We start from the raw sequence: 15,921 nt of genomic DNA on the forward strand, positions 1-15,921 counted from the left end.
CTCACCCTTTCCGAGTGAAATACATCCTTCCCGCTCAATGGGAGGCGGAATCGCCCTGGGGCGGTTCACTTAGCGTTTCAGTTCACGCCGCAGGCGATCACCAACCATGTCAGCGGACTTTTGATACATGTTCGCCAGCACGTCATTGCGGTCGTCCATGAGTGCAATTCCCCGCTCCTTCGAAATGGACTTGTCCAACGGCGGGATCGTCGTCTGCCCGGCTAGCGAGTTGAACTGTTCAAGTTGGTCCCGCAACTCGTCGTCCACGACTCGATTCATCAGGCGACCGAACACAATGCCCGTATCGAAAGCATCTTGGCTAAGGCCCTCCGGAAGCATCGTGAAATGTCCGTGCTCTTTGACTATCGCCCTGTCCGCCCAAATGATCTTCGCGAGGGTCCGCATGTACTCCCGCAATGCGTCTTGCAGGGACAAATAGTTTTCGAGCTGAAAACGGTGTCGCTCTTCGTCCCGTCGTTCTCTAGCCGCTTGCTCTCGTGCCGCTTGCTCACGCGCCGACAGCCGTTGGTCCCGACGCCTCTCGCTCGCCCCACCGACGAAGAAGGCGGCAACGCCCAGCACCAGAGTTACAGAGGGGCCTAACCAGTCCAATGACATGCGCTCACATTAGCGTCTGCCCACGACAGCGACCGTTCCCCGCCCGGGTAGCAACCTTAGAGAGGATTGAATTGCCCTGGACCTGGTTCCGCGCGAGTGTATGCGAAACCTCGTTCAAGACCTCCGCATGCCTCATAACCCTAGGGATATAAGACGTCTCACGACATCCCATTTTCGACTTTGCGGATCGGCGGAATCTGGCGGCACGGCGAGTCTTATAACAACGTCGCATAACCTCCTGTTGTAATTGCAGTACACACCTTTAGTTACGAGACACCCCAGGAGAAATGTGACAAAGCTGATCGGCTACGCGCGCGTATCCACGCGCCAACAATCCACCGACCGGCAACAAGTGGATATCTTGGCCGCCGGCGTGCGGCGCGACGACCTGTACGTCGACCATGGAATCTCCGGCGCTCGAGCATCCCGGCCGTACTTCGATCAGGCCCTCGACGCTCTCGAAGACGGCGACACCCTCGTCATCACGACCCTGGACCGGCTCGGCCGATCAACGCAGAACATGCTCGCTTTTGCCGAGGAGCTTCGCGGCCGCGGCGCCGGCCTTCGCGTACTTAACCTCGGCGGCGGCGACGTCGATACAGCGACACCGATGGGGTCCATGCTGTTCACGATCATGGCGGCGCTCGGGCAGATGGAACACGAAATCAAGCGAGAGCGTGTTGTCGACTCCATCAACAAACGCCGCGCAGCCGGCAAGGATTTAGGCGGCCGCCCGCGGATCATCACCGACAGCCAAGTCCGCAACGCCCGCCGACTCATCGACGGCGGAGAGACAGCAACAACGGTTGCCCGCGACCTCGGAATGTCTCGAGCAACCTTCTATCGCCGAGCGCGAGCCCTGGACCCTGCCGCCGAGTCATCTGAAGCGTCCGAACGTGTCCCGTATACCCTCCCTTCACCGGGCATTTTCTCAGACGGGTCTTACGGGACGGTCGCCCTCTCGGCACCGCAGGGAACCGAATAGACGACGGTAATTCAAAGCTGCCCCGGTCACCGTCCGTCTAATGAGACACACGATATGCGTCGCCAATTCCGTACGGTGGTTGCGATCTTTCGTGTAAAAGACATCGCTAGTCGGCAACCGGAGTTAATTTTTCTTACGCGAAGGTTTCAGCCCCCGCCGACTTGAGAGAAGCCCAAGGTCACGTCCGTTCTCAGGTCTGGCGAGCTGGCCGAGCACTGCCTTTTGGGTCTCTGGCGTCCAAAAAATCTTGAGCTGTTCGCGCGCACGGGTGACAGCCGTGTAGAAAATGCTGTGTGAGATCTCGTCCTCGTTTGCGCCGGTGATTACGACCTTCACCGACTCGTACTCGAGGCCTTGCGCCTTGTGAATTGAGACGGCATATGCCACCTGAAACGGTACGCTCGAGTTCGATAACTCGTCGTCCTCGTCGGTGTTGCCACGCTCGTAGACCGAAAACCGTACAACTGAATTACCGACCCATTCCAACTCGGTGCCGTAGACGTCAAAAGCTGAGATGATGCGGTCAATGTCTATGTCGAACTGGATACGGCCATGATGCTCTTCAATGGCGACGATCTTTCCTTTGAGGTTGTTGTAGATGACGCCTCGAAAGCGGTCGGTGTCGTTGAAGAGAACTGGATCGCCAACCTTATATGTGGAAACGCCCCAGTTCACCGTGAGTCCGGGATTGCTGCTTTGGAGAAAGCGATTGATGTTGTTGATTCCGTATAGGCCGTCGTAGTTGAGGCAGAGGATGATTTCGTCGTCTCGCTGGGCTTCGAAGAGCGATTCGTCGAGAACCGTCGAGTATCCGTAGTGGGCGAGTAGCTCTTCGATGTTGGCGTCGATCCCGCGAACTGCGCCCCAGAATTTAAGGAGTTGATTGCTCTTAGTCCTGTACGGGTTGGTCAGCTCAAAAACGGACGAAGAGGGGATGAACGCGGGCGCGAGAGTGAACCAGTTTCCGAACTTAATGGACTCGATCTGGTAGACGTCGCCCACAAGAACCAGAAGTTTGAACCGCGTCTGTCGGAGCACCTTGAGCAGGTCCTCATTGCTCACTGTGCTGCACTCGTCGATGATCAAGACGTCGTACTCGGTATAAGAGGGCCGCCAGGTCTCACGAGCAATTGTGCGGAACTCTGAGTTCTGCGCGGTGACTCGACGCTCCAAGTTATTGACCGCAGGGTTCGTGTGGGCAAGAAACAGCTTCTTCTTGTCGTTGAAGTAGTTGGCGATATGGTTGATCACCGTCGACTTGCCGGTGCCTGCTGCGCCGTAGATTAGTGCGACTTGGGAGTTGGCGAATAATGCCTTCAGCGCGGCCACTTTCAGAGGGTCGTCGACCGTGATAGTCGTCGTCTCCTCTAACCAACGCTCCACCGCGGCGGTATAGCCGCCAATTCCGGCCACGGCATACTTCTGCAATTCCGTGATGATCTCGACGGTGTCATCCTCATAGCTTTGGATGAGCAAGTGGCCCTTGTCTTGCACCAAGTCACGCCGAGGTCGATGTTTGTAATAAAGCGCGGTGTTGTACTCCGAGACCAAGGTCTTTAGGTCTCCAAAATGCTCTAATTCGTTGACAGGGGTGTACAGCATCCCGTGTCGTTCGACGTTGTTTTTGACTCGCCTCGCCAGTAGTTCGTGCTTGTGCGATTTCGAGTCCAGGCTTTCCACTAGGTCTGCAAAACGTGCATTGTGCCCGATTGGTGATGTACAGAACGGCATGGAATCGAATGCCTTGCATCCAAACTGAAGATGCAGGTGGGAAAGACCACTCCAAGTCTCCGCGCTGTATTGCTGCTTCAGCACCACGTTGTTCATTCGCAGCATTAGGTACCGGATCATGTTGTGTCCAGCTGACTTCTTTGCCAACAACGAACGCGCCTTAACTAGGACCGGGAAGACTTGAGCTTTCTGCACCCGCGCCGTCGCCTCCATTTGGAGCTTCGCAAAAAGGGCGTCAGGCAGCGCTACAACGTCAAGCAGACTCGACTCGGTCTTAGTCAGGTGCTTCATCAATACTCGGTACTCGGAGCTCGTTGACTGCACCGTCGTTTGAGTCCCGAATAGCTTCGCAAAGTTGTTGAGCTCGCACGGACGGATCGAAACCTGCCATTCGAGAAGGACCGTGATTGGCATCGTCTGACTAAGTACCTCAATCGCCTCCGGCATGACCGTGAGGTACGCCGCGTATTTGTCCGTTATGTCGATGTCGGTAAATGCAATGATGCGGTCAAACTTACTGACGCGATCGGTTGCGGGCCGGAACACGACCTCGTAGAAGATGCGTCCCCTCGCGAAGAACGGGCGAGTGCGGTGGATGTAGTACCGGTCGCGCTTCCCGCCGGGTGTCGGCATTGCGCGCGCAGCAGCAATCCGGTCGGCAATTTTCTGGTGATACTCGCGCAATGAAGGGTCGAGATTCACCGGGAAGTCCTCAAGATTTGCCAGGATAGGAAGCTTGCACACGTTCCACAGCAGGCTTCGAAGTCGGATTAAGTACTCGAAGTACTTGAGCATGAGCCGTTCGGAAGCGTCGCCATCCATCGTGTAGTGCGACACGCTCTCCTGGAGGAGCTTGTGAAACCGATTTAGGAATTGGACTCGTTTCGGCGCTGAGCCGATATACACGAGTGCTTCTTGAACGGCGGCGTAGGAGTACTCGGTGTCCCCGCTACCGGAGTGTAACCGTACGGCAGAACCCTCGACCAGGTTTCGAAGCTGAGATAGTACTGTGATCGATAGAAGCGCGCGGTCGCCTTTCAGTGCGGTGATGCTTCCCGTGATCGCACGGTCTGCGCTTCGGATTTGCTGATCGACTGAACTCATTAAATTGCCCCCTGCGTGCGTGCGCCCTTGATGTGTCCTGTGAAGGGTCAGTTGACCATATCGCCGACCCTCGTCGGCAGCAGCACCGAGAAGGGGTCCCACGCCCCAATCTACGGAGCCGATTAGTGGAGACTGCCGCCGGTGTAGATTGAACTCGTATGCGAGTTCGGTGCGGTGAAGACACTGGCTCCAGGGAAAGCGCTGGTGAGATGATCGGTAGTTAGGCTCGACCACTGAATATTGGCCTCCGAGGGAGCCGGGGTGGTACAGATGAAGGCCATTGCCCCAAACCAGGAATCGTGTTGTCCAGAGCCGTGATCCGGGTGGTTGAGAGCCACCGGGGATGGTCTCGCAACCATGTGACGCTTCACCCCCGCAGGGGAGATCTGGACGGTTCTCTGCACCCAACATCCGTTGTCGAGGCCTGGCACCGTCGTCTCGACTCCGTGCGCATGACGCCGCGATCATGGGCTGCATCACCCACAGCACCGTCTGGGTCGAGACCGGCACCATCAACATGACAGAGCAGACAACCCTCACCAACGCCTATCGATCCGGCGGATGGAGCCACTGGCTGCCAGCCGGGCCACTCCTGGCTCGCTTCCGCACGAACGGCGGCTCTGAGCCGCACGATCGGATGGCTCTCAAGACATCAAATACTCAACCACACCTGGGGCGCGATATTGGGTGCCTCAGTGGGCCTCAATCGCGAGGGAGACCGGGAGCAGCTTGGCGACCCGGGCTTGCGGCCGACAGTAGTTCGGCGAGCGAGGCGAACACGTCTCTTGTAAAGAGTGATCCTGGTGTGCGGGTGCAGTGCGCTGAGCCATTACGGTCTAAGAGTGGCCAATGAACGTATTACCGAAGACCTGACTGACAGCATCCTCCGACACCTCGGTTATTACGATGACGAGACGGCCATCCTCGTTGAAAAGCAGCAGAGTGCCATTGCAGCCATCCGAACTGCGCTTTCAAAGGCGTCAAAAAGAGGCTCGGGTAAAGCGGCGGGCTACCCCGAGTTCATCATCACCGCACCCAGTGCGCCAGACATCGCCATCATCATCGAGTGCAAGGCGGAGATTTCGCGTCACCAGTCGACTAATCTCGATCGCCCCGCGGATTTCGCTGTGGACGGTGTACTGCATTACGCCCGCCATCTGAGTCCCACGCATACTGTCGTCTCTGTGGCCGTATCCGGGTCACCTGCGGCATCGAAATGGTCCCTATTCCTAACTCCCAAGGGATCCGAGGTGCACCGCTCTCTCGTTGCTCCGACCGGTGCCGAGATTGAGGAACTCGTCCCGATGTCCGATTTGATCGTTGCGGCGGCATTCGATCCGACTGTGCAGCGTCAGCGCGAGCGCGACCTGATTAGCTTCTCGCAGCAGCTCCATGTGTTCATGCGCGATGAAGCCGAGATGACCGAACAAGAGAAGCCCCTCGCTGTTGCAGGCACGCTCATAGCCCTCAACGACCCGGTATTCCGCAAGACGTATGACGTATATCCTGCCAAAGATCTCCCTGGCGCCTGGATGCAGGCAATCCGCAAGCAGATGACTGAGGCGTCGTTGCTGAAGGCAAAAATTAGTAACCTCGTGCAGCCTTTTACCGGAATTCAGGTACAACCGGAACTCTCGAAGGCGACTGTGGCTTACCCCAAGGGGGTGCTAAATCAAATTGTGAAGATGCTCGCCGAGCATGTTTTGCCGTTTATGACCGTCTATCACGACATTGATGTTGTCGGGCGTTTCTATGGCGAGTTCCTTCGATACAGTGGCGGTGACGGCAAGGGACTCGGAATTGTGTTGACGCCGCGCCACGTGACCGAGCTGTTTGCGCTCATCGCCAATGTCGACAAGACAGACGTCGTGGTGGACACGTGCGCAGGTACGGGGGGTTTCCTGATCTCCGCGATGACTGAGATGATGCGGACAGCTACCACTGAAGCCGAGATTGCTTCGATCAAAGGTGAGCGCCTGCTCGGAATCGAGCAGCAAGCGACAATGTACGCTTTAGCGGCGTCGAACATGATTCTTCGTGGCGATGGAAAATCAAACCTTTACCAGGGGTCGTGCTTCGATAAGCCGAACATCGATGCAATCAAGAAACACCACGGCACTGCGGGTGCAATGCGTCCTACGGTCGGGATGATCAACCCGCCCTACGCAAAATCGAAGCAGGACCTAAGCGAACTGCGGTTCTTTCTCAATATGCTCGACATGCTCGCAGAGGGAGGGCGCGGAATCGCCATCGTTCCCATCAGCTGCGCGACAGCGCCGTCTATTGAGAAGAGCGAGCTACTCAAGCGCCACACGCTCGAAGCAGTTATGTCGATGCCTCCGGAGGTTTTCGCTCCTACCGGCGTTGTGACCTGCATCATGGTTTTTACAGCGCAAAAACCGCACAAGGCAAGTGACCGCAAGACCTGGTTCGGCTACTGGCGTGAAGACGGCTTCGTAAAGGTCAAGAATTTGGGGCGCGTTGACAAACACCATACCTGGCCCGTATTTCGCGATAGGTGGGTTGAGTCTTGGCGTAACCGAGAGGTGCACCCTGGTGAGTCCGTCATGCAGAAAGTCACCGCGGTGGACGAGTGGGTCGCTGAGGCGTACATGGAAACGGATTACAGCACGCTGACCGAAGCTGACTTTGAGCGCGTGCTTCTCGATTACTCGCTGTTTACACTCGGCAGCGGCTCGCCAGAGGGTGACGAGTGACGGTCATCGCCGACCTGTTTGACGTTGAGTATGGAAACAAGCTCGACATGAACAAGTTGACGCGAACCCACAAATCCGATGGCACCGCGTTCGTCGGCCGCAAGGGCGGGCTTTCCGGCCATAGTGGGGTTTCGGGCTATGTTGCATCGATTGAGGGCGCACGTCTCTATCCGGCCGGCGCTCTCACTGTCGCGCTTGGTGGTTCGCGGTTGCTTTCCACATACGTCCAACAGCGCCCTTTTTACACTGCTCAGAACGTCGCGGTTCTGTTCCCCAAGGACGAAGAGATGTCGCACTTGCACCGGTTGTTCTATGCAATGTGCATTCGTCACAACGCATTCCGGTATACGGCGTTTGGGCGTGAAGCAAACCGTACCCTTCGAACAATTGGTCTACCGGATACCGTGCCCGACTGGGTTGATCGCGCCGAGATTCCCACTGTTGCTGGCCTGCGTCAGGCCCTCGACACATCTGTCAGTTTGGCTGATGCTCCTGCCTGGCAGATTTTCCGTATCGACGGCCTTTTCGATATACGTAAGGGTCGCCGACTCACCAAGGCCGATCGCCGGCCCGGGGAAGTTCGATTTGTTGGGGCAACCGAGTTCAATAACGGCGTGACCGATATGTGCGATGTGACACCTAATGCCCCCGCACACACTCTTACGGTGGCCTACAACGGAAGTGTCGGGTCAACTTTTTACCAGGATGAGCCATATTTTGCATGCGATGACGTAAACGTCCTAATCCCGCGTGCTGAAGTAACCAAATGGGCTCTTTTGTTCGTCGCTGCGGCGATTAAACATGAGCGCCACCGGTTCACATATGGCTATAAGTGGACTCTTGCCCGCATGAAGAAAACGACAGTCCGCCTCCCCGTGCGCCCCGACGGCCAGCCGGACTGGGACTATGCGGAATCGATGATGCGAGGCCTGCCGTTCTCCGCTGCGATCGCTTCATCAACGGTGAGTCGGTTACCCGCGAGCGACCTTCGAACGGTTACCTCCGCCTAGACAGTTAGTCCGCCGCGTTGGATGGCCGCCACCCACACCCAGGCACGGTGCAACCCGCGGATCTACCACTCGGCGCTGAACGCGGGTTCGACCTCTTCGAGGCTGCCGGACTGCACTAAAGGAGTCGGATATGGTCCGCGGGGGCTCGTCTTTTTTTGCGGCCACTGTTCACTCCAATAAAGCTCGCATTTATGGAGTTTATAGAACATAAATTCGTTTTTTGGGAGGATTCGGGAGTGGGCGATCGTCGCTATTTGGTGGGGCGCACGTATAAGACCAGGTGATCGGCGGGGATGGCGGCGCGCAGTTGCTCGAGGGCGGTCCAGCTGTCTGGTGCTTCGATGGTGACGGGCGTTGACTCGGCCGTGTCTCGCGGACGGTGTGCCAGGTCCCAATTCATCCTCCTATTATCCGCTTGCAGATGAGCCGGCCGCTGCTAGGGCAAGCGGACCAGGCAACGTGCGGGGCATCGACAGAACGCGCTTAACTGCGACTCCTCGACCTGCAGTGGGGTGAGGCACCGTTCACGGTTTGCGGGAGTGCCCCACGGGCCAGTGGGATGCCGGCACCATAGCCGACCCCCGAAGAAACCCGCACTCGGGATGGGAGAAGAGCCGCAGGCTTGGTTCCCCAGTGTGTAGGCCGACGCACGTGAACTTTGTTGCTTTTCGTCTGGGGGATTGTTCACTCCGTGCTGTCGGCGTCAAGCCGTCGTCGCAGTTTCGGCAAAACTTTCTCCTCCGCTGCGCTCCTCCACAACTTTGGCCTGCAACCGCTCCTTGGGGCTTGACCCCGACAGCACTCCATGAGGGCGGAAATCCGCCGAAAGGCAAAAAAATTTGGAGGAGAGAAAATGCTTGAACAGATCAGGACTCACCACAGCGCAGCGGCTCCCGTTGATGTTGAGTGGAAAATCCGACACCTCACCCGCTCGATCCGGAGCCGTGAACGGATGTTGACCTGGGGAGGGTTTGCCACCCCCCACGCTCCCGAGAGTCCCGCCGTGATCGCCCAGCGCACCGCCGCCCAGCTCACAGCGATCGCTGACCTCCGCGCCCAGCTCGCCCAGTGGGAAGCCCAGGCCGTAACCACACCCGCTACCGCACTAAGCAACTGAGGAGACCAGACCATGGCCGAATACATCAGCACCAAGGACACCGCCAAGTTGCTTCGTACGGCGTTGAAGAACGCATTTCCCGGCGTGAAGTTCAGCGTCCGGATGAGCACCGGCACCGCGTCAGCCTGGATGAGTGTTTCCTGGAGCGACGGCCCCACTGACCTCGACGTGCGCGCGATCACCCGCCAGTACAAGGGCCGCAGCTTCAACAGCATGACCGATGGATACGACGACAACGGGTCAGCGCTCGTCGCGTTCGACGGCGAAGACATGCCCCGCGTCGTGCACTACAGCTGCGACGGCATCAACACCCACCGCGACCACACCACCGCCGGATACCGCGTCGCACAGCACCTCATCAGCACCGACAGCGACCGAAAAGACTTGGTGCTCTTCACCCCCGAGGGCGACACCATCACCGGTGCCCCCTTGCCCCAGAGCCTCTATGTCGCCGGGCGCTTCCACGATTGCATCTACAGCCCCACCCAGCTCGCCCAAGCGATCCTCCGCCGCGTCAACCTCTGCACCGTTACCGCGCCCACTCGATAGACCAGGAGCACCAGAAATGATCACCACCATGATTGATACCGACGCGGCCGCGACCTTCACTGAGGTATTCGCGGCCGGGGATTTCGCGGGCGACGTTGGGCCTCGGATGAGCTGTACCGGAGTTGATGCACTGGCCGGGATGCTCCGCGCAGTCGGAGCAGACACGGCCGCCGCAACGTGGATCGACGCGCACGCCGCCGACGACGACGACGAAGGAGTCAGCCACTTTCAGCCCATTGCACCCGCCGGAGCCGGACACGGCACGGATCAATAAAGCACCCTGAAATATTGTATAGTCCCCCTAGACAAACTTGATCTAGGGGGACTATACTTATATTATGGTCAACGAAGTGAAGTACCGGGACGTGGAACGATTTCTGCGCGAGGCGGGCTGGACCGTAGCCCGCCAGAGCGGCAGTCACATTCTGTGGGTCAGCCCGGACCGAACAGAGCGACTCTCGATCCCGCCGCACGGCGGGAAGGTATCACCGGGAGTCGTCCGACAGATCATCAAGGCCGTGCCCGACACCCCGAAGAACTGGCGATAGGAGAGACCGTGGCGATCAACGCAGAGAACCGGCAGGCTGAGATTGCGGACGAGCTGAGCGAGGTTGCGCGGACGTTGGCGCACTCCACACGCTCAGTTCCGCACCCCGCCGAGTCCTACGGCTTGCTCGGCGACTTGCAAGCCGCTCAGGATGCGCTGGTCCAGGTTTACGAGCAGTTGGCTACCTGGCACGGGGCAGTCGTGGACGGGACGCACTATAACGGTGAGGACGGTCGCGGCTTGAAAGGTGTTCCCGCAGCGGGCCCCGATGGACACATCGCAGGGCTGCTCAAAATGGCGGCGGCATCCGCCGCCGAAGCCGCCGCGCTGGTCAGTCGGGCGCACAGCGCTAACGGCGTCGTGCGTTGGTTCGACGACGCAAAGAATGAGGAAGAGGTTTGACCATGATGACGACGCGCACGATTGAAGCCACCGCATCCCACGAGGGCAAGTGGTGGGAAATCTCGTTTCACGATGACGACCTCGACACCGTGACCTCAACGCGCAGCATTAACGACGTTGAGAGCATGGCCACCGACGCGGCCGCACTCTGGCTCGACGTCGACCCCGCCACGATCCAAGTGCACGTAACGTATGCGCTCCCCGAGGCCTACCGATCGAGTTGGGAGACTGCCCAAGAGAAAGCCGCCGCCGCTCGAGAAGCGGAAGCGGACGCGGCCCAGATGCGCCGCACCGTGATCGCCAACCTCCGCGCCGATGGCTACACGCTCGCGGAAGCGGGCAAGCTCCTGGGCCTGTCCAAGGGACGTGTTCACCAGCTCGCCCACACACCCTCAGACCGCGCCTAGACCCACTCACGAAGCCGAAAATAGTGAAAACTACGCAGTCGGAACGGTTCTGGTCACACGTTGTCACAGGGCCCGCCGCCGATGACTGTTGGATCTGGACCGGCGCGATTGCTGATGACGGTTACGGCCGGTTCTGGACGAAGGACGGCGATGGCCAAAAGGTCATCCGGCCGCAACGTTTCGCCTACCAGCTCGCAACCGGGACGCCGCTGCCGCCGTCGGTTCTGCTGCTGCACGCCTGCGACGTGCCGATCTGTGTGCACGCCGTCGCCGACGCGGCCGAGTCGCACCTCTCCGAGGGCACCCACAAAACAAACATGCTCGACCGGGCACAGAAAAACCGTCACGCTAACCGGTGGTCAGCCTGGCGGTTCAATGGTCTGGCCCGCCAGGAGCGTGCGCAGCGTTCCCGCGATCTTCGAGACGTGATCCTCACCCATGGGTGGGACCCCGAGCGGATGAGCGGCGCCCTCGCCGGGGTAGAAGAATCGCACCCGCGCCTGTTCTAAACGCTCACCAGGTCAACCAAAAACGCCGACCCGGAACCTAACGCCTACTAGCCGACCGGCGCACTTTCCGAAGCAGACTGATCTCCGACCGGAACCGAATTCTCGTCGACAGTTGTTGCGGGAGTTGCCGGGACCGGCGCTGCCCGCTTGACGTCGCGGGTTGCGATCCCGAGACGCCCGGCGACCTCCGCGCGTGAGGCTCCGGCGGCGAGCATAGTGTCGATGGTGACCGCTGCGCTGGCGCGTCGGGCGGCGGTGTTCTTCTGGGCTTGCGCGCGGATTCGGGCGATTTCTTTCTCCGCCAGCGCGTTCACTTCGTCGACCTGGTCAACGTAGGTGAAGTAATCGACGGCCAGGGACTCGAGCTTGTCCTCCCGAGCGCGGAACTGGGCCGCGTTCTCGCGGGCGAGCTGGCGGGCGGCGGTAAGTTTTGCGGACTTGCGAAGTTCAGCCATGGGATCCCCCTGTTTAGGTCAGTGTCCAAGTATGCGGGCATGCCCTGCGGGCACCAAAAACGGCGCAGTGGCGGAGTGCTCGAGTGAGTCAGTCGTGCTCTGGTTCTGTAGGTGGCCCGTCTGTTGCTGATCGACCGCGTTTACTGCGCTGTCCTCGTTCCTCGTCGGCTCCGTGCACTCCCAGCGGTCTCAAAGCACAGACGCAGTATCTCCGATCCTGGCCACTCTCAATCCTCATTCTTCGTCACTCAATCTGTCACACCTCTGGCATTTATAATCAACGAGGTAAGCTGACCCCATGATGACCATGCATATCCTCTCCGCGGGAGACGGATATGCGTACTACACCAGCGAGACCGCAAGCGGTGATGTGAAGCGCGAGACCGGCCAAGAGTTGGGCGATTACTACACCGCCGAGGGCAACCCTCCCGGCGTCTGGGTGGGCTCAGGACTTGCTGCTCTGGGCGTGTCAGGCACCGTCACGGAGGAGCAGATGAAAGCCCTCTTTGGTGAGGGGCTGCACCCGGATGCAGAACAGATCATTGCTGCCGCTCAAGGTCAGGGCAAGACCGCTGATGAGGCGATAGAACTAGCCAAGTTGGGGCGCGGCTACTACTCCTACAAGCAGGGAACGACCGGCCTCCGCGAGCAGATCGGGACCGGTTACAGCGACTTCACCCGGATCAACCACCGCGAACCTAACGCGGAAGAGCGCCGCGTTATCCGGGTCCGCGAGGGCGCGCAGGCGTTCCGCACGGCCAAGGGCCGGCAGCCTGCCGACAAGGAAGAGTTGGGCCGGTTCATCACCGCGGCCACCCGCCCGACACAGCAAGCCGTTGCCGGATTCGACCTGGTCTTCTCGCCGGCTAAGAGCGTGTCAACGCTCTGGGGACTGGGAGACAACGAGACGCGGAAGGTGATCGAGGAGGAGCATGAGGCCGCGATCAGCGACACCATCGGCTACCTCGAACGCGAAGCAATCGCCACCCGCGCCGGCACTAACGGTGTCGCACAGATCGACGTGGAGGGTGGGCTGATTGCAACCAGGTTCCGCCACTACGACTCCCGCAACGGAGACCCACAGCTCCACGACCACCTCGTGGTCGCGAACAAGGTCAAAGGCGTAGATGGGAAGTGGCGAACCATCGATTCCAAGCTGCTGCACCGCCAGGGAGTGGCCGCATCCGAGTTCTACAACCAACGCGTCATGGACCGGGTTACCGACCGGCTAGAGCTGGCAACCGAGCTGCGTGAGGTCACCCCGGGCAAGCGCCCTGTGGTCGAAATCGCCGGGATTGACGCCCGCCTCACCGCCGGTTTTTCGACCAGGTCGGCCGGGATCAAAAAGGCCATGGTCACACTCGAATCCGACTACCGCGAGACGCACGGACGGACCCCCGACGCCAAAGCCCGCATTGCCCTGGCACAGCAGGCCACACTCGACACCAGGCCGCAGAAGCTCCACGCTCGCGCACTTTCGGCGCTTCGCCCGTTGTGGCGCGTCCAGGCCGGGGCGCTTGTGGGCGACCGCGCGGTGGGTGGGATTTTGGAGACCGCCCAAGCGCACGCCCGCGACGACAGCACCCCCAAAGCTCCGGCCCAAAACATCACCCTCGCGCAGGCTGCAGCCCATGTTGTTGAGACCGTGTCCGAGCATCACGCCGTGTGGGGACCACACACGATCGAGGCTGAAACCCGCCGCTATATCCAGGCGCAACGCAGCGCCGGCAACACCGTTGAGGGCACGGTCGAGCAGATCACCCAGCACGCCCTGAGCACCGATTCCATTACTGTCACCCCGCCGGCACCGCACGGCGCTTTCCAGCCCCTCACCCGCCGCGACGGCACCAGCATTTACGAGCACAAGGGCCGCCAGCTCCTCACCTCTCGGAGCATCCTGGCCGCTGAGGACACACTGCTGGACGCCGCGCGCACGCGCACCGCCTCGCCCGTATCTCGCGACGTATTCGATCAGGTCGCCGCGAAGGAAGGCCAGCACCTCGACGCCGGCCAGCGCGAGCTTGCCCGGGTATTCGCCACCAGCAGCACCCGCCTTGTCGTGGGCTCTGGCCCTGCCGGCACGGGCAAGACAACGGCGCTGCGCGTAGCGGCCCGAGCCGTCGAAGCGCAGGGCGGAAAGGTGATTGGCCTGGCCCCGTCCGCCACCGCGGCCGCGGTGCTGAAAGACGCAATTGAGATCGACGCCAAGACGATTCACTCATTCACTTTCCAGAAAGGCAGCCTGGCCGAGCTGCTGCAGCAAACGGAACGCATCGAGGGTTTGGACCTCAACCCGGGCGACGTAATCGTGGTGGACGAGGCCGGCATGGCCGGCACCACCAACCTGGCCAAGGTCACCCGCATCGCCCAGCTGCACGGCGCACACGTCCGCCTCATCGGAGACGACCGCCAGCTCTCCGCCGTCGAGGCCGGCGGCGCGCTGCGCCTGCTCGAAAACGAAGTTGGATCCGTCAAGCTCGACCAGCTACACCGTTTCTCCAACAACGACGAAGCCGAGGCCACAAAGCTTCTGCGCGACCCCGCGACAACCGGCGACCCGTTCGCTTGGTACGTCACGAACGATCGCGTTGCCGGCGGCAGTGTGGACCGGATGAGCGGCGAAGTGTTCTCGGCCTGGCAGTCGGACACCACAGCAGGCCTGCACTCGGTGATGCTCGCACAGCAGAACAGCACTGTGGCCGAGCTGAACGCCCGCGCTCAAGCGTTCCGCATGAGTGAGGGAATCGTCAAAGGCAAGGAATCCGCTGCGCTGCGCGACGGCCTGGCCGCGTACGAGGGCGACACCGTTGTGACCCGCGTGAACAACTCCCAGTTGAAAGTCAGCGGCGGCCGCGACATCGTCAAAAACGGCGACCTGTGGACCGTGAAAAAAGCACACCCAGACGGAACACTCACCGTCAGCCACCAGAGCACCGGGGGCACGATCACCCTGCCGAAGGAGTACGTGACCGGCGCCGTCGAGCTGGGCTACTCGTCCACCATCCACCGCGCCCAGGGCATGACCGCCGACACCGCCCACGTCCTGGCCGACAGCAGCACCAGCCGCGAACTCGCCTACGTCGGCCTGACCCGCGGCAAGCACGAAAACCACCTGTACGTCGAGACCGCCGACGCCCAGCCCGTCAGCGACGTACTCGACCAGATCGCCGGCAACGCTGACGGCATGCTCTCGGCCACCGAGACCATCCGCGCCGAACAGGCCCGGGTAGATGACCTGGTGACCCTCATCGACCAGTACGGCGACGTGAACGAGCGCGCCGACGTGCTGCGCTTTGCGAAGATCGCCAACCAGGGACTGGGCGAAGGCCTGGCGACCACGCTGCGCGAGCACGAGAGCTGGGGCGCGGTCGAGGCCGCGCTACGCCACTCCGAGGCCGCCGGCATGGACCCCGCCGACACCATCCGCCAGGCGTGGACGCAACGCGATATGGCCAACGCCCAAGACCAGGCCGCCGTACTGGCCTCCCGGATCAGCGACAACACAGACCGCCACCTGGCCACCGTGCCGGCCGACCAGAAGAAGGCCGCACCGGCAGTGCCGGCCTGGATCGCACCGCGACGCTCGATCGACTCCGAACACACCATCCCCGAGTGGCGCGAACACCTGGCCGAACGCTACGACTACCTACACACCCGCCTCGAGGAGCGCGGCGCGACAATCGCGGCCGAACAGCCCGAGTGGGCAAGCGAGCTAGGAGAGGTTCCCGCCGACACCGACCGCCGGCAGCAGTGGACGGAACTTGCCGCCG

The 15,921-nt window shown here is 60.5% G+C and carries 14 protein-coding genes and 1 pseudogene; 11 read left to right on the forward strand and 4 right to left on the reverse strand.

The annotated features are described in order from the left end of the window. Nucleotides 1–69 precede the first annotated feature (69 nt). Nucleotides 70–618 carry a hypothetical protein gene (locus tag CXY74_RS01040; RefSeq protein WP_104198710.1) on the reverse strand — a complete coding sequence of 183 codons (549 nt, stop codon included), beginning with the start codon at nt 616–618 and terminating at the stop codon, nt 70–72. 289 nt (nt 619–907) lie between these two features. Between CXY74_RS01040 and CXY74_RS01045 the strand changes: the two are divergent. After that, nucleotides 908–1,480 (forward strand): annotated as a pseudogene (locus CXY74_RS01045) (recombinase family protein); the annotation flags it as partial. 246 nt (nt 1,481–1,726) lie between these two features. On the opposite strand, the gene CXY74_RS01050 reads toward CXY74_RS01045, so the two are convergent. Further along, a complete protein-coding gene (locus CXY74_RS01050; protein WP_104198712.1) occupies nt 1,727–4,438 on the reverse strand; it encodes an ATP-dependent RecD-like DNA helicase in 2,712 nt (903 codons plus the stop codon). A gap of 842 nt (nt 4,439–5,280) precedes the next feature. Between CXY74_RS01050 and CXY74_RS01055 the strand changes: the two genes are divergently transcribed. After that, nucleotides 5,281–7,155 carry a class I SAM-dependent DNA methyltransferase gene (locus CXY74_RS01055; protein ID WP_104198725.1) on the forward strand — a complete coding sequence of 625 codons (1,875 nt, stop codon included), beginning with the start codon at nt 5,281–5,283 and terminating at the stop codon, nt 7,153–7,155. Next, nucleotides 7,152–8,165: a restriction endonuclease subunit S gene (locus tag CXY74_RS01060; protein WP_104198713.1), complete on the forward strand. Its 1,014-nt coding sequence runs from the start codon at nt 7,152–7,154 to the stop codon at nt 8,163–8,165. Before CXY74_RS01055 ends, CXY74_RS01060 begins: the two co-directional genes overlap by 4 nt. A 250-nt stretch (nt 8,166–8,415) precedes the next feature. On the opposite strand, the gene CXY74_RS17645 is transcribed toward CXY74_RS01060, so the two are convergent. Continuing rightward, entirely contained in the window at nt 8,416–8,565 is a 150-nt protein-coding gene (locus CXY74_RS17645; protein ID WP_199183104.1) for a hypothetical protein, read from the reverse strand. Between the two features lie 453 nt (nt 8,566–9,018). Between CXY74_RS17645 and CXY74_RS01065 the strand changes: the two genes are divergently transcribed. The 7 genes from CXY74_RS01065 to CXY74_RS01095 all read left to right on the forward strand — a co-directional run bounded on the left by CXY74_RS01065 (nt 9,019) and on the right by CXY74_RS01095 (nt 11,696). Then, the gene (locus CXY74_RS01065) at nt 9,019–9,282 is read left to right on the forward strand and encodes a hypothetical protein (RefSeq protein ID WP_104198714.1); all 264 of its coding nucleotides are present in this window, start codon (nt 9,019–9,021) and stop codon (nt 9,280–9,282) included. A 12-nt stretch (nt 9,283–9,294) separates the two neighbouring features. Then, the gene (locus CXY74_RS01070; RefSeq protein ID WP_104198715.1) at nt 9,295–9,831 is read left to right on the forward strand and encodes an LPD29 domain-containing protein; all 537 of its coding nucleotides are present in this window, start codon (nt 9,295–9,297) and stop codon (nt 9,829–9,831) included. A gap of 16 nt (nt 9,832–9,847) precedes the next feature. After that, a complete protein-coding gene (locus tag CXY74_RS01075; RefSeq protein ID WP_104198716.1) occupies nt 9,848–10,105 on the forward strand; it encodes a hypothetical protein in 258 nt (85 codons plus the stop codon). Between the two features lie 64 nt (nt 10,106–10,169). Beyond that, the gene (locus tag CXY74_RS01080; protein WP_104198717.1) at nt 10,170–10,379 is read left to right on the forward strand and encodes a type II toxin-antitoxin system HicA family toxin; all 210 of its coding nucleotides are present in this window, start codon (nt 10,170–10,172) and stop codon (nt 10,377–10,379) included. 8 nt (nt 10,380–10,387) lie between these two features. Further along, the gene (locus tag CXY74_RS01085; protein ID WP_104198718.1) at nt 10,388–10,780 is read left to right on the forward strand and encodes a hypothetical protein; all 393 of its coding nucleotides are present in this window, start codon (nt 10,388–10,390) and stop codon (nt 10,778–10,780) included. Between the two features lie 2 nt (nt 10,781–10,782). Next, a complete protein-coding gene (locus CXY74_RS01090) occupies nt 10,783–11,187 on the forward strand; it encodes an antitoxin HicB (protein ID WP_104198719.1) in 405 nt (134 codons plus the stop codon). A gap of 23 nt (nt 11,188–11,210) precedes the next feature. Further along, nucleotides 11,211–11,696 carry a hypothetical protein gene (locus CXY74_RS01095; RefSeq protein WP_104198720.1) on the forward strand — a complete coding sequence of 162 codons (486 nt, stop codon included), beginning with the start codon at nt 11,211–11,213 and terminating at the stop codon, nt 11,694–11,696. Between the two features lie 47 nt (nt 11,697–11,743). Here the strand turns inward: CXY74_RS01095 and CXY74_RS01100 are convergent, their stop codons facing one another. After that, nucleotides 11,744–12,151, reverse strand: coding sequence for a hypothetical protein (locus CXY74_RS01100; protein WP_104198721.1), 408 nt, complete (start codon nt 12,149–12,151; stop codon nt 11,744–11,746). Nucleotides 12,152–12,449: 298 nt separating this feature from the next. Between CXY74_RS01100 and mobF the strand changes: the two genes are divergently transcribed. After that, nucleotides 12,450–15,921: MobF family relaxase (gene mobF, locus CXY74_RS01105; RefSeq protein WP_104198722.1), on the forward strand; the 3,472-nt coding region annotated here is incomplete at its 3' end.

Origin of the sequence: Cryobacterium sp. Y29 (genome assembly GCF_002929825.1) — a bacterium.
GTDB lineage: Bacteria > Actinomycetota > Actinomycetes > Actinomycetales > Microbacteriaceae > Cryobacterium.

Bases quoted from the DNA above. Each gene is read 5' to 3' on its own strand.
- CXY74_RS01040 (WP_104198710.1), bottom strand. From the start codon at position 618: ATGTCATTGGACTGGTTAGGCCCCTCTGTAACTCTGGTGCTGGGCGTT.
- CXY74_RS01050 (WP_104198712.1), bottom strand. From the start codon at position 4,438: ATGAGTTCAGTCGATCAGCAAATCCGAAGCGCAGACCGTGCGATCACG.
- CXY74_RS17645 (WP_199183104.1), bottom strand. From the start codon at position 8,565: ATGAATTGGGACCTGGCACACCGTCCGCGAGACACGGCCGAGTCAACG.
- CXY74_RS01065 (WP_104198714.1), top strand. From the start codon at position 9,019: ATGCTTGAACAGATCAGGACTCACCACAGCGCAGCGGCTCCCGTTGAT.
- CXY74_RS01070 (WP_104198715.1), top strand. From the start codon at position 9,295: ATGGCCGAATACATCAGCACCAAGGACACCGCCAAGTTGCTTCGTACG.
- CXY74_RS01075 (WP_104198716.1), top strand. From the start codon at position 9,848: ATGATCACCACCATGATTGATACCGACGCGGCCGCGACCTTCACTGAG.
- CXY74_RS01080 (WP_104198717.1), top strand. From the start codon at position 10,170: ATGGTCAACGAAGTGAAGTACCGGGACGTGGAACGATTTCTGCGCGAG.
- CXY74_RS01090 (WP_104198719.1), top strand. From the start codon at position 10,783: ATGATGACGACGCGCACGATTGAAGCCACCGCATCCCACGAGGGCAAG.
- CXY74_RS01100 (WP_104198721.1), bottom strand. From the start codon at position 12,151: ATGGCTGAACTTCGCAAGTCCGCAAAACTTACCGCCGCCCGCCAGCTC.